Here is a 19,986-nt window from a genome sequence, read left to right as displayed (position 1 = left end):
GGACCGGCCGAGCGGGGCCGACGAGCCGAGCGGCGCCGGACCGTGCGGGACCGGCCGAGCGGGGCCGACGAGCCGAGCGGCGCCGGACCGTGCGGACCCGGCCGAGCGGGGCCGACGAGCCGAGCGGCGCCGGACCGTGCGGACCCGGCCGAGCGGGGCCGACGAGCCGAGCGGCGCCGGACCGTGCGGACCCGGCCGAGCGGGGCCGACGAGCCGAGCTGAGCGGCACCGGGCCGAGCCAGGGCGAGCAGGGCTGAACCCGGTTCCAGCTTCGCCCGGCGACCAGGCGCGCCAGGCTTACCCGCCGCATCCCGCGCTGCCGGGGCCGCCGGGCCTTGCCCCGCCGCCCATCCGCCCGGCTCGCGGAGCAGCGCGACGGCCACCGATGGCACAGCCGTGATACCGCCCGTCTCGGTAGCGACTAAGGCGGCAAGTGCGGCTGCCTCAAACAACCGCACAAACACACCCCCAACGCCCACCCCGGCCGACTCCTCGGCACCACGACCTCCCCGCCCGCCCCCAACCCCGATCCCGCCCGCAACAACCGCACGCTCGCTCCCCGCCACCTCGAATTTCACGATCGAGCAGCGATTCTGCGGCATCCCCCGGGGCTTGCCGCAAGCCCCGGGGTGCGCTATATCTTAGAAAGGGCGAGGGAAATCATTCTTCACAACGCGCGGAATCCCGCACAGTTCACGACTGCTTCGCTGGCACCCAGTTGCGCACCGCCGGCCGATAGCCCTCCGGTTTGTCGCCCACCTTCGTCCCGCTGTTGACCAGCCACGACTGGTACTCCGGCGTGAACATCCGGTACAGCCCGGCCGGCGGCGCCTCGCTCGCACGGTCCAGCGCCTCGCGCAGATCCGCGGGCAGGACGAAGTCGAGCGCGCGCATCGTCGCGTCCAGTTGCTCCGCGCTGCTCGCCCCGGCGATCGCCGACGCGATACCGGGCTGCGTCGCCACCCAGTTGATCGCGACCTGCGCCATCGTCACGTTCAGCTCGTCGGCGACCGTTTCGAGCGTCTTCAGCAGTTCCCACTGCTGCGCGGTCCAGGTCCCGGACGCGCCGGCCCCTTCGCCGGTCAGCCGCCCCTCGCCGCTCAGGCCGGCCGACGAGCTGCGGTATTTGCCGCTCAGGAATCCGCCGCCGAGCGGGCTCCACGCGGTGATGCCCAGGCCCAGCTCCTGGCCCACCGGGACGTGCTCGGTCTCGATCGTCCGCTCGATCAGCGAATACGGCAGCTGAAGACTGATCATCGGCGGCAGCGAATGCGCCTCGGCGAGGGTCTGCGCGCGGCTCGCGTACCACGCCGGCACGTCGGACAGCCCGGCGTACCGGATCTTGCCCGCCCGCACCAGATCGTCGAACGTGCGCAGCACCTCCTCGACCGGGGTGATCCGATCCCACGTGTGCAGCAGGAACAGGTCGAGATAATCGGTGCCCAGCCGCCGCAGCGACGCCTCCACCGACCGGATCATGTGCTTGCGGCCGTTGCCGCCCGCGTTCGGATCGCCCGGGTCGACGCTGTTGGTGAACTTCGACGTCAGCACGAGCCGGTCCCGCTCGCCGGTCTCGGCGATGAACTTGCCGAGCAGCCGCTCGCTCTCGCCCGCGGTGTAAAAGTCCGCAGTGTCGACGAAGTTGCCGCCTTCCTCGACGTACTTGCGGAAGATCGGCCGCGCCTCCTCCTCGGACTTCCCGTAGGCGCCGTGAAACCCGCCGGTGCCGAAATTCATCGTGCCGAGCGCGAGCCGGCTGACCCGCAATCCGGACCGGCCGAGCAGGTAGTACTGGTCTAGAGACATCGGGGTCGTCGCTCCGTTCCCGGTAACACGCGCGGGCTCGTGCCCGCCTGGCCCGGCCAGAGTGCCCCCGGAAAAATGGACCAGCAAGTCCAAAAAGAGCGGAACCCAAGCGAGCAGCCCGGACCGGAGCGAGCCCGCACCGGCGAAAGGCGCTCGACGCCCGCGCGCCCGAGCCGAAACCACAGAACCAGCTCCGAAATCCAAGCCGGACGGTCCCGCATCGCGGCTGGGCGAGCTTTCGGAGGGGCTGATCCGACCCGGCACGCTTCCCTTGCCCGCCAAGGGTTTCCCCGAACCAGCACGACCCGGCGAGACCCGCCCGGCCGTGCTCCGGATCAACCCGCCCCGCCCGAAACCCCGCCGGGACGTAGGCTGCGAGACATGCCGTCGAACCTGATCAGCCTCCGCGGTGTGCGCACTCACAACCTCGCCGATGTGGACGTGGACATCCCGAAGCATCAGCTGGTCGCGGTCACCGGCGTTTCGGGGTCCGGCAAGTCGTCGCTGGCGTTCGCGACGCTGGCGGCCGAGTCGCGGCGGCAGCTGTACTCGACGATGCCCGCGTTCGTCCGGACCAAACTGCCGCACGATCCGGCCCCCGAGGCGAGTTCGCTCAGCGGGCTGACCACCGTCGTCGTGGTGGACCAGCGGCCGCTCGGGACGAACTCGCGGTCGACGGTCGGCACCGCCACTGAGGTGTGGACGATGCTGCGGATGCTGTTCTCCCGCCTGGGCGAACCGTCCGCCGGGTATTCGCCCGCCTATTCGTTCAACGATCCGTCCGGCATGTGCCCGGCTTGCGCGGGGCTCGGCACGGTCACCGACATCGACGGCGAGGCGATGATCGACCGCAGCCGTTCGCTCAACGACGGCGCGATGGTCTTCCCGAGTTTCGCGGTCGGCAGCTGGATCTGGAAACGTTATGTCTACTCGGGATTCTTCGACAACGACCTGCCGTTGCGCGAATGGCCCGAGGAACTGGTGCAGTTCCTGCTGCACGGCCCGACGCAGAAGCCGCCGAACCCGTTGCCCCGGTTCCCGGCCAGCGCCCAGTACCAGTCGATGGTGCCGCGCATCCGGCGGCTGCTCGTCGAACGCGAGGCCAAGATGGGGCCGGCGGTGCGGGCGGCGCTGGCCGAGGTGACCAGGCAGCGGCCGTGCCCGGACTGCGACGGCAGCAGGCTCGCTCCGGCCGCGCGGGAGAGCCGGATCAACGGGGTGTCCATTGTGGACCTCGGATACCGCGACGCGGCGGGACTGCTGGAATTCTGCGCCGGGATGGACCACGAGTGGGCGCGTCCGCTGGTGGCGGCGCTGCGGCTGCGGCTGGAATCGATGATCACCCTCGGCCTCGGGCATCTGCACTGCTACCGCGCGACGCCGACGCTGTCCGGCGGCGAATCGCAGCGGCTGAAGCTGGTGCGGCACTTGGGCTCGAGTCTCACCGACCTCACCTACGTGCTCGACGAACCGACGGACGGGCTGCATCCGGCCGACGTCGCGTCCCTGGTTGATGTATTACGGCGGCTGCGTGATCACGGCAACACCGTGCTGGTGGTGGATCACCACGAGGCGGTGATGGTCGCCGCGGATCATGTGATCGACCTGGGCCCGGGAGCTGGGGAAGCAGGCGGGCGCGTGGTGTTCCACGGTCCGCCGGAGGAGCTGCGGAAAGCGGACACGACGACCGCGCGGGCGTTGCGCACGGGCGTCCGGCTCAAGGACACGCTGCGGGAACCCACCGGCTGGCTGCCGTTGCGCGGGCTGGACCGGCACACGCTGCGCAGCATCGACGTCGACGTGCCGACGGGCGTGCTCACGGTGATCACCGGCGTGGCCGGTTCCGGGAAGTCGACGCTGGCGGGCGAACTCGCCGAACGGCACCCGCGGTTCACTGTCGTCGATCAGAGCCAGATCGTCGCGACGACGCGGTCGACGGTCGGCACCTGGCTCGGGCTGGCCGATCCGGTGCAGCGCGCCTTCGCCGAGGTCAGCGGCGAGTCGCCGAAGCTGTTCAACCCGCGTTCGCAGGGCGGCTGCCCGGCCTGCCGCGGCACCGGGGTGCGGCGTACCGATCTGGCCTTCCTGGAGGACGTCGACACTCCGTGCGAGGAGTGCAACGCGACCGGATTCCGCGCTGAGGCACTGGAAACGCGGCTCGAAGGGCGGACTGTGCTCGAAGTGCTGGGCACGCCGGTGTCGGCGCTGGCCCGCTACGTGCCGCATCCGGACGTGGTCCGGCTGGCCGCGCTGCTCGGCGAACTCGGGCTCGGGCACCTGGCGAGCGGCCGCACGCTCGACACGCTCTCCGGCGGCGAACGGCAACGGCTGAAGCTCGCCCGTCAGCTCGACTCGACCAGCGACGACCTGCTCGTCGACGAACCCACCGCCGGCCTGCATCCCAGCGACACCACGCGGATGGTGGCCCTGCTGGACCGGCTCGTCGACGAGGGCCGGACGCTCGTGGTGGTCGAGCATTCGCTGCACGTGGTCGCCGCGGCGGACTGGGTGCTCGACCTCGGCCCCGGAGCGGGCGAGAACGGCGGCCGGGTGCTGTACACCGGCACGCCGAAGGGGCTCGCCGAGCACGACGGCGCGACTGGCCGGTACTTCCGCGCCGCGCTCGGCGAATAGCGGCGAGCCGCGGTCAACGCGGGAACCGGCGCGCTCCCGCGCCGCTTTGCCCGAGAACGTCGTCCGGATTCGAGTACGGGCAGGATTTCAGCGACAGGCAACCGCAGCCGATGCAGTCGGTGAACCGGTCGCGCAGCGCGGTCAGCTCCTCGATCCGGGCGGTGAGGCGGTCGTGCCAGCGGCGGGAGATGCGCGCCCAGTCGCGTTTGGCCGGCACGCGCTGGTCCGGCAGTTCGGCCAGCGCGTCCTTGATTTCCTCCAGCGACACCCCGAGCCGCTGCGCGGTCCGGATGAAAGCGATCATGCGCAGAGTGTCGCGGCGGTACTCCCGCCGGTTGCCGCTCGTGCGCCTGCTCGCAATGAGCCCGCGGCTCTCGTAATAGTGCAGCGTCGGGACGCTCACCCCGGCGCGTTCGGCGATCTGTCCCGGCTTCAGCCAGACGACCTCGCCCGTGATCTGGGGCATCGCAGCCCTTTCCGTGCTTGACATCAAGTCCGCTTGATGAAGTCCACTGTAAGCATCGCCCGGCCGGCGGCGAAGATCGCGAGAGAAGGGGAATTTGTGACGACTGCGACCCTGCGGGTATGGGCCGACGTGCTGTGTCCGTGGTGCTGGACGGGACATCGCCGCCTCGCGCAAGCGATTGCGGAGTCCGGGGTTCCGGCGCGGATCGAGCATCGGAGTTTTCTGCTGGCTCCGGAAGGACCGGCCCCGGAGCGGCGGCGGATCGCCGAAACCGCGGCCGTCGAATGGGGGATGAGCGCGGCGGAATGGGGGCGGCGCCGGGACCGGATCGAGCAGGCGGGACGCGCGGAGGGGCTGACCATTCGCATGGACACCGCGTGGGCGCTCGATTCCCGGCCCGCCCATCGGGTGCTGAAACTGGCGGCAGCACGCGGATTCGATGAAACCGCGGCGTGGGAGGCGATGTTCGCCGCGCATCTGCGGGACAACCTCGATCTGTCGGATTGGGGCGTTCTAGCGGAGCTGGAGACCGGATTGGAGAAGGGCGAGGTGCTCGCACTCGGCGAGAGCGACGACTACGCGGCCGAAGTGCTCGCGGATCACGAAGAAGGACAGGCGCTCGGGATCCATTCTGTGCCGGCTGTCGTGCAGGGCGACCGTCTTCTCGCCGGGGCACGCAGCGTGGAAGAACTGGCGGATTTCGTCCGCTCGGCAGCGAAGGCGGTGGCGTGATGCGCGCCGCCGCGATCGACGAGTTCGGACCTGCTGAACGCCTGACCACCCGCCAGCTGCCGACGCCGGTCGCAGGCCCGGGAGAGGTGCTGGTGCGCGTCGAGGCCGCGGGCGTCCAGCCGACCGACGTCGCGATCCGGGACGGCTGGACGCCGCCGGGGGCGACCGTCGAGTTCCCGCAGATCCTGGGCAACGAGTTCGCCGGGACGATCGTCGAGGTCGACGCCGGGGTGACTGAATTCGAAGCAGGACAACAGGTTGCCGGATTCCGGGTGCTGGGCTGCTATGCCGAGTACGTCAGCGCGCCTGCCAGCCAAACAGCCCTCAAGCCCGAGCGCGTCGATTGGCTGACGGCCGGGGCGCTGTCTGCTTCCGGGCAGACGGCGCATACGGCCTTGGAACGGCTCGGCGCGCGGTCCGGCGAAACGATCCTGATTCACGGCGCGGCTGGGGGCGTCGGCTCGATGGCGGTCCAGCTGGCGCGTCACCGCGGTTTGCGCGTGCTCGGGACCGGCAGCGCGCAGAATCAGGAGTATCTGCGCACGCTAGGTGCCATACCAGTGATATATGGCGAAGGCGAGCTCGACCGTCTCCGCGCAGCAGCCCCGGACGGAATAGGCCTGGCTTTCGACACGGCCGGGCAAGGGAATCTCCGCACCGCAGCGGAGCTGGTGCCGGATCGCGGACGGATCGGGACCATTGTGGAACCGGCGTTGGCGAAGGAACTCGGCGGGCAGTGGATCACCAGCGACCGGTCCGCCCGGCGGCTTCGCGAACTGCTCGACCTGTGTGCGCGAGACGAGCTGCGGGTGACTGTCCGGGCGGAGTACCCGCTGGAGGACGCCGCGAGCGCCCATCGCGACGTGGCTGCCGGACACGGCCGCGGCAAGGTGGTGCTGCGGATCGGCTGAGGCGGGTTAAATCGGTGGACGGGGCTTTTTCCCGCCGTTAGGGTTCGCCCCGACCGTGACTCGGCACCAGGAGGTGAGACCCATGAACGCTGTTTCGATGTGGGTGCTCCCCGTGTCGTCACGGTCGGGCGACTGACGTAGGGGTTGCCAGGAGCGCCTTGAGCAAAGGCACTCCGAAAGGTGACCATCATGGACACTCTGCGTTTCACCGCGGGCGAACCCGCGGCGAACATCACCCGGGTCGAACCGGGATTGTGGGAGGCGCTGGACGACGGCCGCCTGGCCGGGCGCGCCGAGGCCGTCACCCGGCCCGACGGGCGGGTTTTCCTCAGCGTCGACGCCTGGCACCGCTCCGTCTTCGACCAGCTCGCCCGCGAGATGCTGGCCGCGCTGCCGAGCCCCCTCCACACCGTGGTCGACGAAACCGACCATGAACTGCTGGACGGCTGGCACCAGGCTGGCCTGACGGTCCGCCGGCGCGAGTGGGAGTACGTCGTGCCCACCGATGCGGGCGGCACCGGCCCGGTCGTCCCGCCGCCGGGCGTGACGATCGTGCCCGCCGGATCCGCTGACGAGGGCCCGTTGCGGGAACTGGACCGCGTGGTTCGCGCCGAGGTCGAGGCGAGCGTCGGCTGGGCGGAGATGCCAGCCGAGGTGCTTCCTCGCCCGGCCGGCGACACTGTCGTGGATCCGTCGAAGTACGCCGTGGCTGTCGAGGACGGCGAATATGTGGGTCTGGTCCGGGTGGTGCAGGTGACGCGCCTGCCCCGGATCGGGCTCGTCGCCGTCCGCGCTGATCGACAACGCCGCGGGATCGCGCGCCTGCTGCTGATCCACACGCTCGACGTCCTGCGCCGAGCGGGGATCAAAACGGCGTCGGCCGAGGTGAACGAGGCCAACGAAGCGGCGACGGCGCTGTTCGAGGGCCTCGGCGCGCGGCGGGCGAACAGCACGGTGGAGCTGATGCGCCATGGCCGGTAAGGGCGGGATCGAAGTCGAGGGAACCGTGGTCGAGTGCCTGCGCGACGCCCGGTTCACCGTCGAGCTGGCGAACGGGCACCACGTGCTGGCCCACATCAGCGGCAAGATCAGGAAGAACTTCATCAAGATCGTGCCGTTCGACCGGGTGCTGGTGGAGCTGAGCCCGTACGACCTCGACCGGGGCCGGATCCTGTTCCGGTACCGGAACTAGCGCGGCGCGCCCTCGCGGTCCTGGCCGGGACCGCGAGGGCGGTCAGCCCGTTTTGGCCGCGGCGAGCCGGGCCAGCGCGTCGCATTTCCGCCCGAAGTTCGCCACGATGTCACCGCCGATGATCCGCACCATGACCGCGCGCAGCGGGGTGTCGAGGACGATGCGCTGGGTCAGCTCGGCCCCGCCGGCGACGGCCGCGACGCTCAGCCCTAGGTCCATCCGCCCGAGCGGAACGGGCTGGCGGAGCCGGATCTCGTGTCCGGGCCGCCAGGTCGTGAAGGTGAAGTCCTGCGCGATCTTCGCGTGCACGCGGCCGCGGACCCCGCCGGTCGGATAGAGGAATCCAGTCGAACCGGTCGCGACCGGACCGTGCAGTTCGACGCGCGCGACGTCCGGGTCCCAGCGCGGCCAGTTCTCGACGTCGGCGAGGACGTCCCAGAGCGCGGCCGGGTCGGCGGGGAGGACGCGGGCGGAGGTTTTGTCCCAGGTCATGCCCCCGAAGATATACGGAACTGACAGTCTCGTAAACTGTGCGCCATGACGCACACCCGGCGCGGACGCCCGCGGGAGCAGGGGATCGACACGGCGGTGCGGGCCGCGGTCAACGAACTGCTGGAGGAAGTCGGCTACCAGCGGTGCACGGTCGACGCGATCGCCGCGCGCGCCGGGGTCGGCAAGGCGGCGCTCTACCGGCGCTGGAAGTCCAAGGCCGAACTCGTCTTCGCAGCGGTCGTGCACGACGACGCGATAGCCGCACCGCCCGACACCGGCACCCTGCGCGGTGACGTGGCGGGCGTACTAGCCGACATTCAGTCCGCTTTGGACGGACCGCAGGTGCGAAACGCTCTGCCCGGGCTGCTCGCCGACCTCCGCGCCGAGCCCGCGTCCGAAACCCGGCTGGGCGAGCTGTTCCTGCTGCGGGAACGGGCTTACCTGACCGAAGTGCTCGACCGCGCGATCGCCCGCGGCGAACTGGCCCGGCGGCCCGAGGTCCCCGTGGTGCACGCGATGCTGCTCGGCTCGGTTTTCGCCTGGCTGCACCTGCTGCGAGAACCGGTGCCGTCCGGCGGCCTCGCTCAGGCACTCGCCCCCGGTTTGCACGGTGCGCTTGTCGAGCTGGGGAAATCGTGACGGCGCAACGGAATCCGCGTCACCGCCGAGGCCGCGGCGACGGCTTCCGGCGGGACAATTCGTCCGCGATTATCGCGTCCGCGCGGGCGTTCGCCCTGCGAAGCGCGCGGTATCCCCGGTGTGCCACCACGATTACCGCAATCCCGGCGACCACGACGAGCGACAGCACCGGCCCGTGCGAGACCAGGGTGTCGCGGTAGTCGCGGGCGAGATAGCCCAGCCCGAGCCCGGCGGCGAGCGCGTCGAGAAGCGCGAGCGGAACCCGTCCGGGGATGAGCATGGCGGTCTCCTCTCGGGACCCGACCCCAGCAATCTAGGCGACCGGACGCCTCCGCGAGAGCCCCCGACCCGAACGGCCTACGCCCCCGGCCCGCGCGGGGCCTGTGCTAAGTTGACCTGAACTGGGGGGATCGACCTGCGGAAGCGAACCCAGGGGCCGGTAGCTCAGTTGGTTAGAGCAGGGGACTCATAATCCCTTGGCCGTCGGTTCGAGCCCGACCCGGCCCACTCTGCCTTCCCTTTTTTATAGGGTCTGAACTGCGAAAACAGTCGTGAAAACGATCTTGGGGCGAGGTTTGGCGGCGGCGCTGGAGACGAGCACAGCGCTGGTAACCCAAGGGATTGTTCGAGTAAGCCTGTTTTCATGACCGTCGTTGGGGTGCCCGTGGAGGTGCTGGAGCCCGATGACATCAGGGAGTTCGTCTCGGGCTGGAGCACGCACTCGAGGCCCAAGAACCGTGCCGACTCCACGATCGACGCCTGCCTCGACAGCGTGGCCATGCTGGTCAACTATCTCGACGACGAAGACATCTCGATGGTTGCTTCCGACATTGGGTGCCGAGAGCTGGAGCGGTATTTCGAATGTCTCCGCCAACGGCCGAATCTCCGCACCGGAAGAGATCGCGCCACCCGCTTGCGCAACGCGCGCAGCTCCCGCTCCGCTCGCAACGTCTCGTGATTCATCCCAGCTCGCGAGTCACCTGCGCCAACGGACGAGCCGACGACCTCGCCAACGCGACCGCATCCCGCCGGAATTCTTGCGGATACTTCGACGAACCAGGCACAAACACGTCCTTCCCAGGCCAACGCCAAGGATCAGTCGGCCGGCGAGCTGATCAACCAAGTGTGGGACGTCACGCCGCCGTTGCGCGCGCATGCCGCGCTTTACAACTACTTGTCGCGGCTGCGGACAGTGTTGCGGGAGACCGACCGGCAATGCGGTTCTGGACCGCGCCAGCCGCAGCTGTGTCCTAGCCGTCGACGACGAAGACGTGGACCACCGCCAGTTCCGCCGCCTGGTGGCGCGGGCGCGCGAACGCGGCCAAGGAAACCGACACCGCCGTTGTCCGCGACGTCGTATCCGGGTCGCTCGCTCCGGCGGATCGAGGACACGGCGCGACCTACGATGACGAGCATGGAATCGATGCCCGCCCTCGTCCATCTGGTCAGTCTCTTCATCAACTTCCGAGACTTCGACTTCGACGAGGGATCCCATCATGGCTACCGCTGGGTTGATGCCAAGCATTTCCAGTTGCCGACCGAGGCGCTGGAGGACCGAGATGTACTAGCGGCCTTGATCGCACACCCTCAGTTTCGAGACACGTACGACGGAGCCGGCGTTCAAGACTGGCCGCGCCATGGCCAGTGGTGGCTTCACCGCATCACCCCGCACGACTACGAGACGGTCGATGCCGCGACGGCAGTCGACGTCATCCGCTCCTGGGCTAGCCAGCACGGAAACGTCCCAGAGCCCCTCGAAGCACGCCTGCGCCAGGAGATCTACCGCCCCATCCGCAAGGCGACCAGCACCTACCTGCTGGGGCAGCTTGCGGAGGACGCGCTCCACGACTACGGCCCCATCCATATCGACTACCACGAACTCGTCGTCATCGACCGGGCCGCGGCTTCGCTTACTCTCCTCGTCGCAGCCGACGACTGATCCCGCGACATCACTGCCACCAGCGCTCGAAAAGGGGCAGTCGTGTACCCGACTCCACCATTAGCTTTCAGTCCCGCCGAGGAAATGGGGAGAATCGCGCGTTCCTGACCCGATGCCGCGCAATCAGGGTCGGCGAGGAATATCGCACGCTGGCGATGCGGAATGGGTCGATTTCCTCTCTCGCGGTATGCTGCGGTGTGGGAGGTACTGGCACCGTCGTCAGGGCGGTTTGGTACAGATAGGACCGGATTTCCTCGGCGAGGCGGCCGCGATCGCGCAGTGTGTTGACGAGGCTGGTGAGCGTCCATGCTTCGCCCCATCGGTTGCCGGCGGCCCGGTTCGCTTCGAGAACCTGCCCGAGATAGTCGACCGCGTCGTGGAAACGGCCGAGTTCCGGGCAGGCGCCGCCGAGGTCGCTCAGCGTGGTCCTTCGCCGTGCCGGTCGCCGAGTTCCCGCCACGCCGCCAGCGCTCCCTGGCTGAGGTCGAAGGCATCCTGATAGCGGCCGATTTCCCAGTATCCGAAGCTGAGGGTGACGAGCATCCAGCTTTCACCGGCTGGGGTCGCCGGCGCGGCGCGCGGCGGCGAGGCCGGATCCGCTGGTGTGGATCCAGTCCGACCGGTACTTGCGGAGGTAGCACAGGTCGAACAACGCCAGCGGAAGTTTCCAGGCCCTCTCCCGCCTGCCGGAGCCGAACGCATGGTGGCAGGCCTCGGCCAGGTTCGCGCGTTCGGTTTCGAGCCGGCCCAATGCTTCCCCGCGCGAGGTGAAGATTTTCCCCGGCGGGGTGTCCGCCATGCGGAGGTATCGCGGGACGAGCAGGGCGCCGGCGGCGTTGTCCGTGTGCAGGTACCAGTTGCATCCGGGTGATGGCGGACGGTGTTGAGGAGATGGACTGCATCGGCCCGTACGAGGTCTTCTCCGCCGCAGCCATGCACAAGCCCCGCACGACGCCGAGCTTTTTGCCAGTCCAGCAAGAGGATTCGTCGCCTGCGGATACGTGTGCGTAAGCTGCGTCCAGATGGTTCCGGCCCCCAGCTGAAAGCCGGAATCTCGATGACTCGGTCGTGTTCCCTCATTCATGGGGAATTGCTCCGGATCGAGCGGCATGCCGATAGTTGGAATACTTGAGGAAGCAGAAGATGGAAAATCGCCACGTCGTGATCATTCCGATTGAGATCGATGAGGAGAAGGAAGACTCTTATCTCGCCGCATGGCAAGACGCCGCGGAGGTGATGGCGGCGCAGCCCGGTTTCATCCGTACGTACATGTTCCGCACGATCGTTCCGGGGAGCAAATTCTCTCTCGTCAACGTGGCGGAATGGGAGTCCGCCCGGCACTGGGAAGAGGCAATGAATGTCTGCCCGATGATGGGACAGCGGATAGCGGTCGTCCATGCCTCGAACTACGAGGCGATCCGGACGGTCCTGCCCGCGCGGAGCCTGAGTTCCGGCGACGGCCGCATGCCCGCTGACCTGTCTCCTGTTGAGGCGCGTCGCCGCGCCGAGGATGGGCAGCTCACACTGGTCGATGTCCGTGAAGACGATGAATGGGCAGCGCGCCGCCCGGCCGGTGCCGTTCATGCCGCGCTCAGCACATTGCCAGCTTCGCTGTCGGATCTGCCTGACGGCCCGCTGGCCTTCGTCTGCCGCACAGGCGCCCGCAGCGCGCAAGGCGGCGTGCAGGCGATCCGCGCGGGCCGGTCTTCCGTCTACAGCGTGGCGGGCGGCCTTGAGGCGTGGGAAGAAGCGGGGCTTCCGGTCGTCCTTCCCGGGAGTGAAAGCGCTGAGAATGACGGTGATCGCGTCGCAGATGCGGTGCGCGAGGGCTGACGGAAGCAAAACCGGCAGATAACCGCAGTCTTCGGAAAATTCGTTACCGACATTCCAGGCGGTGACCGTTTACGCAATGGTCCAGGAAACGAGGACCGCGGATATCGCGAGCGGTTCGGAGTGGCGCAACGGTTCCGGAGTTCGGCGACGGATTCCCGAAACGGAATTAACCGGGTACGTGCAGGACGGCACGGTGTGGGTGCACTGCGCCGGTGGGATGCGCGCGGCGATCGCCGCTTCTCTCCGGGACTCGGCCGGACGACAGGTCGTCGCCATCGATGACAGTTTCGAGGCGGCCGCCGACGCGGGCCTGAGCCTCACCCGGTCAGTACCGGCCCACCCCCGCTCGCGCGGGGAGAACTGGATCTATCCGGAGGAATTCGAGCACTTCGCCGGACCGCCCTCGCGCGCGGGAGAAAGGATTGACCGCTACGAAGATCGACACCATGGCTGGGCCATTCCTGCCGAATTCTTGTTTGCCGCGTTGAATCTCGCTCAGAGAGTTCCGCCGGGTGCGGGTGCGCCAGATCCGCCACCGCCGGGAGACTGTGGCGGATCCCCGCTTGTCCGTGGGCGGCGGGGATTGTCACGGGTCGTCCCCGGCGGCCGCGCGGGTGGCGAACACCGGCACCGATTCGTGCGTCCCCGGCAGGGTGATCGCCCGCCGGGCCATGCCGTCCTCGGCGGCGACCCGCACCGGCCCCTCCGGCACCAGCCCGCAACGGGGCTTCCGCTGGACCGGCATGACCGGGGGCGACCAGGTGATCGCGGACATCAAGACCGACGTCGCGGAGCTCAACCGGCTGTGCGGCCCACCTGCTGATCCGCGCCGCCGCAGCACCCCGTCAGGTCGCGTTGACGACCTCCTCCACCGCGCTGCTTCCGCTCCCCGGGCGGGACTCCCACTCCCATGACTCGTCCAGCCGCAGACGTCCGTCGGCCAGCACCGTGATGCGGGAGACGCAGTGACCGCTGGAGGTCTCGCCCTCCATGTTGAGCTGGACGTAGCGGAAGTCGAGGCGGTCGCCGTCGACGCTGCCGACGAGGAAGCCGCGACGGACGGAGCCTCCCGCGTAGTCGCCCCAGATCTCGTTGCCGTCCTGGTGATAGGTGAAGGTCGTCTCGGTGCCGACCTCGCCGCCCGCTACCTCCGCGACCGCGCGGAACGGGCGGCTCTCCAGGGAGGGAATCGTCATGAAAGCAGTCCTGTCCTGCCGAGGACTCGGTCGCCTGGGCGCAGTGCCCAGGAAGCGAGAACGCACAGCGCGAAAACCGATGTGTAGGCAACGTGGTACCACACCGAACCGGACACCAGGTGAGAGGCGACGGCACCGGACAAGTTGAAGAACGCGCCTGCGTAGGCCCATTCCTTAAGCCGGGTGAATCCCGGCAGAAGGATCGCCGCGGGCGCCAGCACCTTCCAGAAGCCGAGGATATACAGGAAATATCCGGGGTAGCCCAGGGCCACCATGCCTCCGACGGTTTCCGGGCGATGCATCAGGTCGGCCACCCCACCGCTCAGCAACGCTCCGGTGAAGGTCAGCGAGACCGCCCAGAAAGCGATCGTCGTCGCCTTGCTTCGCGGAACGCCCGGAGACGGATCGGCAGCGGAGTGCGGCACCGGGCAGCGGCGGCTCTCCGGCCGCAGCGCCCAGGAGATCATCGTGATGACGGCGAAGCCGAGCGGGCCGATGCCCGCGCCGACGTCGCCCACGAAGAAATGGGAGGCCGCGGCTCCCGTGTAGACGAAGATCGCGCCCGCGTAGACCCATTCTTTCAGGCGGGGGAAGCGCGGGGCCACCAGGACGAGCGCGCCGGGGATCTTCCACACGCCCAGGAGGACGGCCACGTACCACGGGTAGCCCAGCTGCCTCTCCAGCACGTCACGGACGTAGTCGGTCCGCAGCACGTCCCATACCCCGCCCACCGCCGACTCCAGCGCGACGATCGCCGTGGTCGCCCAGTAGAGGACGCTGCGAACGCGGGAGCCGGTACCGGATTCGAGGACGCGCATCGGCGTGATTGTGTTCGCGCCTTTGGACAAGGCGTACTCCTCTCGAGTCAGACCGGCGGCCGCCCGCCGGTCATGACCATGACTCCCGGGATCCGAAGAATGTGACCGGCTCCGGCTGTCACACATCCGCCGCGCGCCGGGTCATGGAGGCGAGGGAACGGGCTCGGCCGCCGCCCGGGGCCGCCTGCCTCGGCAACCCCCTTTCACCGAACCCGGAGGAATTTGTCCATGAAACTCACCGTCTTCGGCGCCAGCGGCGGCGTCGGCCGGCATCTGCTCGACCAGGCTCTGGCCAAGGGACACGACGTCACGGCCGTGGTACGGAATCCGGCCAAGCTGGACGGGAAACCTGTCCGCGTCGTGCGAGTCGCTGACCTGGCCGCGGCTGAGGTCACGACCCTGCTGCCCGCCGTGGAAGGAGCCGACGCCGTCCTGTCGGCGCTCGGCCCGCCGAACAACGCCGCGGCCGGGGTGGCCTCCAGGGGCGCCAAGGCGATCATCGAGGCGATGCGGGTCGCCAGGATCCGTCGGCTGGTCGTGGTGAGCGCCGCCCCGGTGGGCACCACTCCTTCGCCGGGGCGTCCCCACCCGCCCCGGCACGATCCCGGTGACACGCCGTTCCTGCGCTACCTGGTGTATCCGATCGTCAAAGCCGCGCTCCGTCCGCAGTACCTCGACCTGGCCGTCATGGAGGACGACGTGCGCGACAGCGGCCTGGACTGGACGGTGCTCAGGCCGGTGCAGCTGACCGACAAGCCGGTGACCGGCGCCTACCGGACTGCCGCGGGACAGAACGTGCCGGGCGGACGGTACGTCTCACGCGCCGACGTGGCCCACGCCATGCTCGCGGTGCTCGACCGGCCGGACACGGTCGGACAGGTCATCGGCATGGCCAACTGATCCTCTGCCCACCGACCACAAAGGAGCAACTGTGAACCAACTTCCGATCACCCGTACCGAAAAGCCGGTCGACGAGCCCGTCACCATGATCAACGCCTTCACCGTCGCGGCGGAGGAGTCGGAGACGTTCCTGACGCTGTGGACGGAGACCGCCGAGATCATGGCCCGGCAACCGGGATTCGTCCGGGCGCGGCTGCACCGATCGATGATCGACGACGCCGAGCTGAGGTACGTCAACGTCGCTCACTGGGAGAGCGGGAGGCAGCTCGAAGAGGCGCTGGGCAGGCCCGAATGGCAGGAGAGCGCCGAGCGGCTGCTCAATGACCCTGGCCTGCACATCACCGCGCGGCCCAGCATCTACGAGGTCATCGTCGACCTCCAGCCCGCCTCCTCGTAGTGCCGAGCCGCCTTGTTCCAGCTGTTGCCGGGGATCGGGTCGGCGAGCCGGGCGGCGGCCTCGGCAGACGACAGCGGGATTTTCTCCGCTCCATTGCCTGGGCTTCCGCCCTGATGACGCGCGGCGACGAGAGGTGGCGACAGCACGGTGCCGGTCACATTTCCGCGATCGGTTCTGTCATCTGTTGCAGACGGCACGAGAGGGGCGGCGTCATGGACGAGAAGGACCTGCTGGCCGGGTGGTTCCAGCAGCATCGCGACCATCTGCGGGCGGTGGCCTACCGGCTGCTCGGCTCGTCGAGCGAGGCCGACGACGCGCTGCAGGAGGCATGGCTGCGGCTCAGCCGCGCCGGCGCGGAGGACGTGCGCAACGTGGCCGGCTGGCTCACCACGATCGTCGCACGAGTGGCGCTGAGCATGCTGCGCGAGCGCCGGACGCGCCGCGAGGAGCCGCTGCGCGTCTCCGGTGCGGACCCGGTGGCCGGCGTTGGCGAGGCGGACGACCCCGAGCAGGAGGTGGTCGTCGCCGACTCGGTCGGCCTGGCCCTGCTGGTGGTGCTCGACACGCTCGCGCCCGCGGAACGGATCGCGTTCGTCCTGCACGACATGTTCGCGGTGCCGTTCGGCGAGATCGCGGTGATCGTGAACCGCTCGCCTGCCGCGGCCCGGCAGCTGGCCAGTCGCGCCCGTCGGCGCGTGCAGCACCCGGCGGCCCCGGAAGCCGGGACCGGCCCCGCCAGGCAGCGGGAGATCGTCGCCGCTTTCCGGGCCGCGTCACGGGAAGGCGACTTCGCGGCCCTGCTCGCGCTGCTCGACCCCGACGTGGAGATCAGCGCGGACCGCACAGCCGTGCTCTCCGGCGCGTCGAGGCTGGTGCGCGGGGCGGAAGGCGTGGCCGAGACCTTCGCCGGGCGGGCCCAAGCCGCCGAACTCGCGCTCATCGACGGGGTGCCGGGTCTGGTGTGGGCGCCGGGAGGACGGCCGCGGGTCGTCTTCGACTTCACCGTCGCGAACGACCGGATCACCCACGTCGATCTGCTCGCCGACCCCGAGTACCTGGAGGACGTCGACCTGGTGCTGCTCGGCCCGGCCCGCTGAACAGGCGGCTCCCGGCGCGGAGCCGGGGGCGCTCGACGGCCGGGAGCGAGACGGCCGGTTCGGCGTCGCCAGGAAGCTTCGGCCTGATGGCGGCCGAGCCCGCGCCCGGCGACCGCGTCCGCGGTGACTAGGCCGGTCCCTCGCGTGCGAGCCGCGAACGCCGCGACGGCCGCCCAGCCGCCGTCGACGTGGTCGGTTGCCGCCGCGGCAAAGCGGTCGAACGCCGCTTCACCCTGTTCGAACAATGGCGTGTTCCAGCAATGGCGTGGCCTGGCGACTCGTCACGACAAGCTCGCCAGGCCGCCGATCAGCGGTCGCCCCGCCTGCCGTGGTCGCCTGGACCACGGCATTGCCGGACTCGCCTAGTCCCAGCTGGTGCCGGCCGGGGCCTTGATGATGTTGTTGACCGTGTTGAAGAAATTGCTGGTGGCCATCCAGAGAATCAGCGTCGCGCGCTGCCGCTCGTCGTAGTGCTCGACGAGTTCGTCCCAGACCTCGTCGGGGACGGCGTCGGCGGTCCGGTCGTTCATCCGGGCAGCGGCTTCGGCCAACGCCAGGGCGGCACGTTCGGCGTCGGTGAAGAACGGCGACTGCCGCCAGGCCGCCACCGAGTCCAGCTGATCGTCGGTGACTCCAGACTTCCTGGCCTCGGCGACGTCCGCGTACAGGCAGGCGCTGCCTCCGTTGATCTGACTGCCGCGCATGGCGGCCAGCATCAGCGTGGCCGGCGCGACGACGCCGTCCTCGATGTCTTGCCGCATGGCCTGGAAGAGGGCTTGGATCGCTTGTCCCGCGTCCGGCACCAGGTAGGCGGGGTTGGTCATTCGTGCTTGCATGATTCGTTCCTTTTCGAGAAGTCGGTGATTCGGGAGCGCTCAGGGTGAGGCGCGGATGCCGTGGCCTCACCCCGAGCGAGTCCGTCGGCTACTGCCTCCACTGCTCCGTCGGCGACACGCCCGGCAGCGGTTTTCCGATGAGGGCCAGGGGGATGAAGAAGCAGACCTGGCCGATCGCCATGACGAGCGTGGCGAGCGCCTTCTCGTCGTAGTGTTCGCGCGCCCGCTCGTACAGTGCGTCGGAGACGCGCTCGCCGGTCGGGTTAGCGGTGAGGACGGCCTCCACCAAGGCGAGCGCGATGCGCTCGGCGTCGGTGAAATAGGGGGCGTCCTGCCAGGACGCCACGGCGGTGATGCGCTCCTCTGTTTCGCCGGCCTTGCGGAGGTTGCCGGTGTGGAGGACCGTCAGGTACGTGTTGCCGACGATCTGCCCGGCGCGCAGCTGGAGCAGGCTGACGGTGGCCGCCGGGACGGAGCCGTTGCCGGTCGCCTTGAACAGGGGGCCGGCGATGTCCTTCAGTTCGGGGACGAGCACGGCGGGGTTGGACAGGCGCGACTGGCGGTGCTGCTCGGTGCTGGTCATGGTGGCTGGATTCCTTTCTGAGCGGTATTTCGTTGCTATGACGCGTCCCGCGGGTCGAAGGTGACCGGCAACGGGCGTCATCCGGGGGTGCTGCCGACGGGCTCGGCGCTCCGGCTGACAGGGCGCGGACGCAAGAGCAGGACGGCGGCGAGGACGGCGGCCAGATAGAACGCGCCCGCGCCGAACAGGCCGGCGGTGTAGCCGCTGGTGAGCGCGTCGTGCGGGGGCGTGCCCGGCGGACGGCTCGCGGTAGCGGTGACGGCGATGCCCGCCAGGACGGCCAACCCGAGCGCGCCGCCGATCTGCTGGCTGGTGTTGACCAGGCCGGAGGCGATGCCGGAGTCGCGGGACGCCACGCCCTGGACACCGCCGATGGTCGCGCCGACGAAGCCGATGCCCAGTCCGATGCCTCCGGCGAGCTGGGCGGGCAGCAGCACGAACAGAGGGTTCTGGTCCGAGGTGAGGAGACCGAACCAGCCCATCGCCGCGGCCGCCACCGCCATGCCGGTCGCCAGGACGGTCCGCGTGGAGGCACGGGCCTGCAGCGCGGGCCCGACGACGCCGGAGCCGATGCCGATGCCGACGGCGAACGGCAGATAGGCGAGTCCGGTGACCATGGGGGAGTACTGCTTGACCGTCTGCATGTAGAGGGTGAGGAAGTAGAAGGTGGCCAACTGCCCGGCACCCATCAGCAGCATGACCAGGTTGGCGCCGAGCCGGCCGCGGTCGGCCAGCACGCCTGCCGGCAGCATCGGGCTGCGCGCACTGCGTTGGATGACCAGGAACGCGACGAGCAGCGCCACCGCCGACGCGCCGAAGGCCAGGGCGAGCCCGTCGCCCGCGCCGTGGGACCCGGCCCGGTTGATCGCGTAGACCAGCGAGCCGAGGGCCAAGGTCGCGGTGAGCGCGCCGGGCAGGTCGAGTCCGCCGCGCTCGCGGGTGCCGGGCGCCAGGGCGAACGTGCCGGCCAGGACCAGAAGCGCGATGGGGATGTTGACGAACATGATCCAGCGCCAGCCCAGGTACTCGGTGAGCGCACCGCCCAGGAGCAGTCCGGCGACCGAGCCCAGGCCGCCCATGGCGCCGTACACGCCGAGTGCCTTGTTGCGCCGGGGGCCGGCGGGGAACGTGTCGGCGAGCAGGGACAGCGCGGCCGGGGCGACGATCGCGGCGCCGAGGCCTTGCAGAACGCGGGCGGCGATCAGTGTGCTCGCGTCGCCCGCCAGGCCGCCCAGCAGAGAGGCAGCCAGGAAGACGGTCAGCCCGGCGCGGAACAGCCTGCGCCGGCCGAACAGATCACCGGCCCGGCCGCCCGCCAGCAGCAGGCCGCCGAAGGACAAGGCGTAAGCCGTGAGGACCCAGTCCAGGTCGGCCTCGTCGATGTGCAGGCCGGCCCCGATGACGGGCAGGCCCACGGTCACGATGGTGCCGTCCATCACCATCAGCAGTTGCGCGGCCGCGATCACCAGCAGGGCCAAGCCGGTGCCGCGGGTTTCGGAGTGCGAGGTCATGCGG

25 protein-coding genes and 1 tRNA gene are annotated in these 19,986 nt (G+C 69.5%); 13 read left to right on the top strand and 13 right to left on the bottom strand.

The window, feature by feature from the left end; genetic code table 11:
- Positions 1 to 693: 693 nt before the first annotated feature.
- The gene (locus tag ACWGIC_RS02105) at positions 694 to 1,806 is read right to left on the bottom strand and encodes an aldo/keto reductase (protein ID WP_452074033.1); all 1,113 of its coding nucleotides are present in this window, start codon (positions 1,804 to 1,806) and stop codon (positions 694 to 696) included.
- Between the two features lie 381 nt (positions 1,807 to 2,187).
- Between ACWGIC_RS02105 and ACWGIC_RS02100 the strand changes: the two genes are divergently transcribed.
- Entirely contained in the window at positions 2,188 to 4,440 is a 2,253-nt protein-coding gene (locus ACWGIC_RS02100) for an ATP-binding cassette domain-containing protein (RefSeq protein WP_452074032.1), read from the top strand.
- Positions 4,441 to 4,453: 13 nt separating this feature from the next.
- Here ACWGIC_RS02100 and soxR read toward each other — a convergent pair whose 3' ends face one another.
- Positions 4,454 to 4,906 (bottom strand): redox-sensitive transcriptional activator SoxR, encoded by a 453-nt coding sequence (gene soxR, locus ACWGIC_RS02095; RefSeq protein ID WP_452074031.1) that lies wholly within the window; start codon positions 4,904 to 4,906, stop codon positions 4,454 to 4,456.
- A 96-nt stretch (positions 4,907 to 5,002) separates the two neighbouring features.
- On the opposite strand from soxR, the gene ACWGIC_RS02090 reads away from it, so the two are divergent.
- The 4 genes from ACWGIC_RS02090 to infA all read left to right on the top strand — a co-directional run bounded on the left by ACWGIC_RS02090 (position 5,003) and on the right by infA (position 7,741).
- Positions 5,003 to 5,638, top strand: a complete 636-nt coding sequence (locus ACWGIC_RS02090) for a DsbA family oxidoreductase (RefSeq protein WP_452074030.1) — start codon at positions 5,003 to 5,005, stop codon at positions 5,636 to 5,638.
- Positions 5,638 to 6,549: an NADP-dependent oxidoreductase gene (locus ACWGIC_RS02085; protein WP_452074190.1), complete on the top strand. Its 912-nt coding sequence runs from the start codon at positions 5,638 to 5,640 to the stop codon at positions 6,547 to 6,549. The genes ACWGIC_RS02090 and ACWGIC_RS02085 overlap by 1 nt, the downstream gene beginning before the upstream one ends.
- Positions 6,550 to 6,738: 189 nt before the next feature.
- On the top strand, positions 6,739 to 7,530 hold the full coding sequence (locus ACWGIC_RS02080) for an N-acetyltransferase family protein (RefSeq protein ID WP_452074029.1): 792 nt from the start codon (positions 6,739 to 6,741) through the stop codon (positions 7,528 to 7,530).
- Complete coding sequence (infA, locus tag ACWGIC_RS02075) at positions 7,520 to 7,741, top strand: translation initiation factor IF-1 (protein WP_037818449.1); 222 nt, start codon at positions 7,520 to 7,522, stop codon at positions 7,739 to 7,741. The genes ACWGIC_RS02080 and infA overlap by 11 nt, the downstream gene beginning before the upstream one ends.
- 42 nt (positions 7,742 to 7,783) lie before the next feature.
- Here the strand turns inward: infA and ACWGIC_RS02070 are convergent, their stop codons facing one another.
- Positions 7,784 to 8,233, bottom strand: coding sequence for an SRPBCC family protein (locus ACWGIC_RS02070; protein ID WP_452074028.1), 450 nt, complete (start codon positions 8,231 to 8,233; stop codon positions 7,784 to 7,786).
- A 45-nt stretch (positions 8,234 to 8,278) separates the two neighbouring features.
- Between ACWGIC_RS02070 and ACWGIC_RS02065 the strand changes: the two genes are divergently transcribed.
- Entirely contained in the window at positions 8,279 to 8,872 is a 594-nt protein-coding gene (locus ACWGIC_RS02065) for a TetR/AcrR family transcriptional regulator (RefSeq protein WP_452074027.1), read from the top strand.
- A 19-nt stretch (positions 8,873 to 8,891) separates the two neighbouring features.
- Here the strand turns inward: ACWGIC_RS02065 and ACWGIC_RS02060 are convergent, their stop codons facing one another.
- Positions 8,892 to 9,152 (bottom strand): hypothetical protein, encoded by a 261-nt coding sequence (locus ACWGIC_RS02060; RefSeq protein WP_452074026.1) that lies wholly within the window; start codon positions 9,150 to 9,152, stop codon positions 8,892 to 8,894.
- Between the two features lie 153 nt (positions 9,153 to 9,305).
- On the opposite strand from ACWGIC_RS02060, the gene ACWGIC_RS02055 reads away from it, so the two are divergent.
- From ACWGIC_RS02055 to ACWGIC_RS02045, 3 genes are all read left to right on the top strand, one after another.
- Positions 9,306 to 9,379: transfer RNA gene (locus ACWGIC_RS02055), tRNA-Ile, on the top strand.
- Positions 9,380 to 9,515: 136 nt separating this feature from the next.
- The gene (locus ACWGIC_RS02050; protein ID WP_452074025.1) at positions 9,516 to 9,830 is read left to right on the top strand and encodes a hypothetical protein; all 315 of its coding nucleotides are present in this window, start codon (positions 9,516 to 9,518) and stop codon (positions 9,828 to 9,830) included.
- Between the two features lie 456 nt (positions 9,831 to 10,286).
- Positions 10,287 to 10,811, top strand: coding sequence for a hypothetical protein (locus tag ACWGIC_RS02045; protein WP_452074024.1), 525 nt, complete (start codon positions 10,287 to 10,289; stop codon positions 10,809 to 10,811).
- 67 nt (positions 10,812 to 10,878) lie between these two features.
- On the opposite strand, the gene ACWGIC_RS02040 is transcribed toward ACWGIC_RS02045, so the two are convergent.
- Genes ACWGIC_RS02040 through ACWGIC_RS02030 form a run of 3 tightly spaced genes read right to left on the bottom strand, consistent with a single transcriptional unit; the run spans position 10,879 to position 11,610 of the window.
- A complete protein-coding gene (locus ACWGIC_RS02040; RefSeq protein WP_452074023.1) occupies positions 10,879 to 11,271 on the bottom strand; it encodes a tetratricopeptide repeat protein in 393 nt (130 codons plus the stop codon).
- A complete protein-coding gene (locus tag ACWGIC_RS02035) occupies positions 11,229 to 11,354 on the bottom strand; it encodes a hypothetical protein (RefSeq protein ID WP_452074022.1) in 126 nt (41 codons plus the stop codon). The genes ACWGIC_RS02040 and ACWGIC_RS02035 overlap by 43 nt, the downstream gene beginning before the upstream one ends.
- 7 nt (positions 11,355 to 11,361) lie before the next feature.
- Complete coding sequence (locus tag ACWGIC_RS02030) at positions 11,362 to 11,610, bottom strand: hypothetical protein (protein ID WP_452074021.1); 249 nt, start codon at positions 11,608 to 11,610, stop codon at positions 11,362 to 11,364.
- Positions 11,611 to 11,954: 344 nt separating this feature from the next.
- On the opposite strand from ACWGIC_RS02030, the gene ACWGIC_RS02025 reads away from it, so the two are divergent.
- Positions 11,955 to 12,644 (top strand): rhodanese-like domain-containing protein, encoded by a 690-nt coding sequence (locus ACWGIC_RS02025; protein WP_452074020.1) that lies wholly within the window; start codon positions 11,955 to 11,957, stop codon positions 12,642 to 12,644.
- Positions 12,645 to 13,230: 586 nt separating this feature from the next.
- Here ACWGIC_RS02025 and ACWGIC_RS02020 read toward each other — a convergent pair.
- The 3 genes from ACWGIC_RS02020 to ACWGIC_RS02010 form a co-directional block, all read right to left on the bottom strand.
- Positions 13,231 to 13,419, bottom strand: coding sequence for a hypothetical protein (locus tag ACWGIC_RS02020; RefSeq protein WP_452074019.1), 189 nt, complete (start codon positions 13,417 to 13,419; stop codon positions 13,231 to 13,233).
- Between the two features lie 70 nt (positions 13,420 to 13,489).
- Positions 13,490 to 13,840 (bottom strand): hypothetical protein, encoded by a 351-nt coding sequence (locus tag ACWGIC_RS02015; RefSeq protein ID WP_452074018.1) that lies wholly within the window; start codon positions 13,838 to 13,840, stop codon positions 13,490 to 13,492.
- On the bottom strand, positions 13,837 to 14,658 hold the full coding sequence (locus ACWGIC_RS02010; protein ID WP_452074017.1) for a DoxX family protein: 822 nt from the start codon (positions 14,656 to 14,658) through the stop codon (positions 13,837 to 13,839). The genes ACWGIC_RS02015 and ACWGIC_RS02010 overlap by 4 nt, the downstream gene beginning before the upstream one ends.
- A 228-nt stretch (positions 14,659 to 14,886) precedes the next feature.
- Between ACWGIC_RS02010 and ACWGIC_RS02005 the strand changes: the two genes are divergently transcribed.
- From ACWGIC_RS02005 to ACWGIC_RS01995, 3 genes are all read left to right on the top strand, one after another.
- Positions 14,887 to 15,558 (top strand): NAD(P)-dependent oxidoreductase, encoded by a 672-nt coding sequence (locus ACWGIC_RS02005; RefSeq protein ID WP_452074016.1) that lies wholly within the window; start codon positions 14,887 to 14,889, stop codon positions 15,556 to 15,558.
- Between the two features lie 31 nt (positions 15,559 to 15,589).
- Positions 15,590 to 15,955: an antibiotic biosynthesis monooxygenase family protein gene (locus tag ACWGIC_RS02000; RefSeq protein WP_452074015.1), complete on the top strand. Its 366-nt coding sequence runs from the start codon at positions 15,590 to 15,592 to the stop codon at positions 15,953 to 15,955.
- 212 nt (positions 15,956 to 16,167) lie between these two features.
- Positions 16,168 to 17,052 carry a sigma-70 family RNA polymerase sigma factor gene (locus ACWGIC_RS01995; protein ID WP_452074014.1) on the top strand — a complete coding sequence of 295 codons (885 nt, stop codon included), beginning with the start codon at positions 16,168 to 16,170 and terminating at the stop codon, positions 17,050 to 17,052.
- 362 nt (positions 17,053 to 17,414) lie between these two features.
- Here the strand turns inward: ACWGIC_RS01995 and ACWGIC_RS01990 are convergent, their stop codons facing one another.
- The 3 genes from ACWGIC_RS01990 to ACWGIC_RS01980 all read right to left on the bottom strand — a co-directional run bounded on the left by ACWGIC_RS01990 (position 17,415) and on the right by ACWGIC_RS01980 (position 19,982).
- Positions 17,415 to 17,888, bottom strand: a complete 474-nt coding sequence (locus ACWGIC_RS01990; RefSeq protein ID WP_452074013.1) for a carboxymuconolactone decarboxylase family protein — start codon at positions 17,886 to 17,888, stop codon at positions 17,415 to 17,417.
- Positions 17,889 to 17,976: 88 nt separating this feature from the next.
- Complete coding sequence (locus ACWGIC_RS01985; protein ID WP_452074012.1) at positions 17,977 to 18,471, bottom strand: carboxymuconolactone decarboxylase family protein; 495 nt, start codon at positions 18,469 to 18,471, stop codon at positions 17,977 to 17,979.
- 77 nt (positions 18,472 to 18,548) lie between these two features.
- A complete protein-coding gene (locus ACWGIC_RS01980) occupies positions 18,549 to 19,982 on the bottom strand; it encodes an MFS transporter (protein ID WP_452074011.1) in 1,434 nt (477 codons plus the stop codon).
- Positions 19,983 to 19,986: the final 4 nt, after the last annotated feature.

The organism is Amycolatopsis sp. NPDC054798, from assembly GCF_053611505.1.
Note: the sequence above shows the minus strand (reverse complement) of the source record. Positions and strands in the feature narration are given on the sequence as shown.

Coding starts and splice junctions, on each gene's coding strand:
- ACWGIC_RS01980 (WP_452074011.1), bottom strand. CDS start 19,982: ATGACCTCGCACTCCGAAACCCGCGGCACCGGCTTGGCCCTGCTGGTG.
- infA (WP_037818449.1), top strand. CDS start 7,520: ATGGCCGGTAAGGGCGGGATCGAAGTCGAGGGAACCGTGGTCGAGTGC.
- ACWGIC_RS02100 (WP_452074032.1), top strand. CDS start 2,188: ATGCCGTCGAACCTGATCAGCCTCCGCGGTGTGCGCACTCACAACCTC.
- ACWGIC_RS02030 (WP_452074021.1), bottom strand. CDS start 11,610: ATGGCGGACACCCCGCCGGGGAAAATCTTCACCTCGCGCGGGGAAGCA.
- ACWGIC_RS01990 (WP_452074013.1), bottom strand. CDS start 17,888: ATGCAAGCACGAATGACCAACCCCGCCTACCTGGTGCCGGACGCGGGA.
- ACWGIC_RS02085 (WP_452074190.1), top strand. CDS start 5,638: ATGCGCGCCGCCGCGATCGACGAGTTCGGACCTGCTGAACGCCTGACC.
- ACWGIC_RS02025 (WP_452074020.1), top strand. CDS start 11,955: ATGGAAAATCGCCACGTCGTGATCATTCCGATTGAGATCGATGAGGAG.
- ACWGIC_RS02065 (WP_452074027.1), top strand. CDS start 8,279: ATGACGCACACCCGGCGCGGACGCCCGCGGGAGCAGGGGATCGACACG.
- ACWGIC_RS02010 (WP_452074017.1), bottom strand. CDS start 14,658: ATGCGCGTCCTCGAATCCGGTACCGGCTCCCGCGTTCGCAGCGTCCTC.
- ACWGIC_RS01995 (WP_452074014.1), top strand. CDS start 16,168: ATGGACGAGAAGGACCTGCTGGCCGGGTGGTTCCAGCAGCATCGCGAC.
- ACWGIC_RS02105 (WP_452074033.1), bottom strand. CDS start 1,806: ATGTCTCTAGACCAGTACTACCTGCTCGGCCGGTCCGGATTGCGGGTC.
- ACWGIC_RS02045 (WP_452074024.1), top strand. CDS start 10,287: ATGGAATCGATGCCCGCCCTCGTCCATCTGGTCAGTCTCTTCATCAAC.
- ACWGIC_RS02080 (WP_452074029.1), top strand. CDS start 6,739: ATGGACACTCTGCGTTTCACCGCGGGCGAACCCGCGGCGAACATCACC.
- ACWGIC_RS01985 (WP_452074012.1), bottom strand. CDS start 18,471: ATGACCAGCACCGAGCAGCACCGCCAGTCGCGCCTGTCCAACCCCGCC.
- ACWGIC_RS02060 (WP_452074026.1), bottom strand. CDS start 9,152: ATGCTCATCCCCGGACGGGTTCCGCTCGCGCTTCTCGACGCGCTCGCC.
- ACWGIC_RS02015 (WP_452074018.1), bottom strand. CDS start 13,840: ATGACGATTCCCTCCCTGGAGAGCCGCCCGTTCCGCGCGGTCGCGGAG.
- ACWGIC_RS02035 (WP_452074022.1), bottom strand. CDS start 11,354: ATGCTCGTCACCCTCAGCTTCGGATACTGGGAAATCGGCCGCTATCAG.
- soxR (WP_452074031.1), bottom strand. CDS start 4,906: ATGCCCCAGATCACGGGCGAGGTCGTCTGGCTGAAGCCGGGACAGATC.
- ACWGIC_RS02020 (WP_452074019.1), bottom strand. CDS start 13,419: ATGTCCGCGATCACCTGGTCGCCCCCGGTCATGCCGGTCCAGCGGAAG.
- ACWGIC_RS02005 (WP_452074016.1), top strand. CDS start 14,887: ATGAAACTCACCGTCTTCGGCGCCAGCGGCGGCGTCGGCCGGCATCTG.
- ACWGIC_RS02070 (WP_452074028.1), bottom strand. CDS start 8,233: ATGACCTGGGACAAAACCTCCGCCCGCGTCCTCCCCGCCGACCCGGCC.
- ACWGIC_RS02050 (WP_452074025.1), top strand. CDS start 9,516: ATGACCGTCGTTGGGGTGCCCGTGGAGGTGCTGGAGCCCGATGACATC.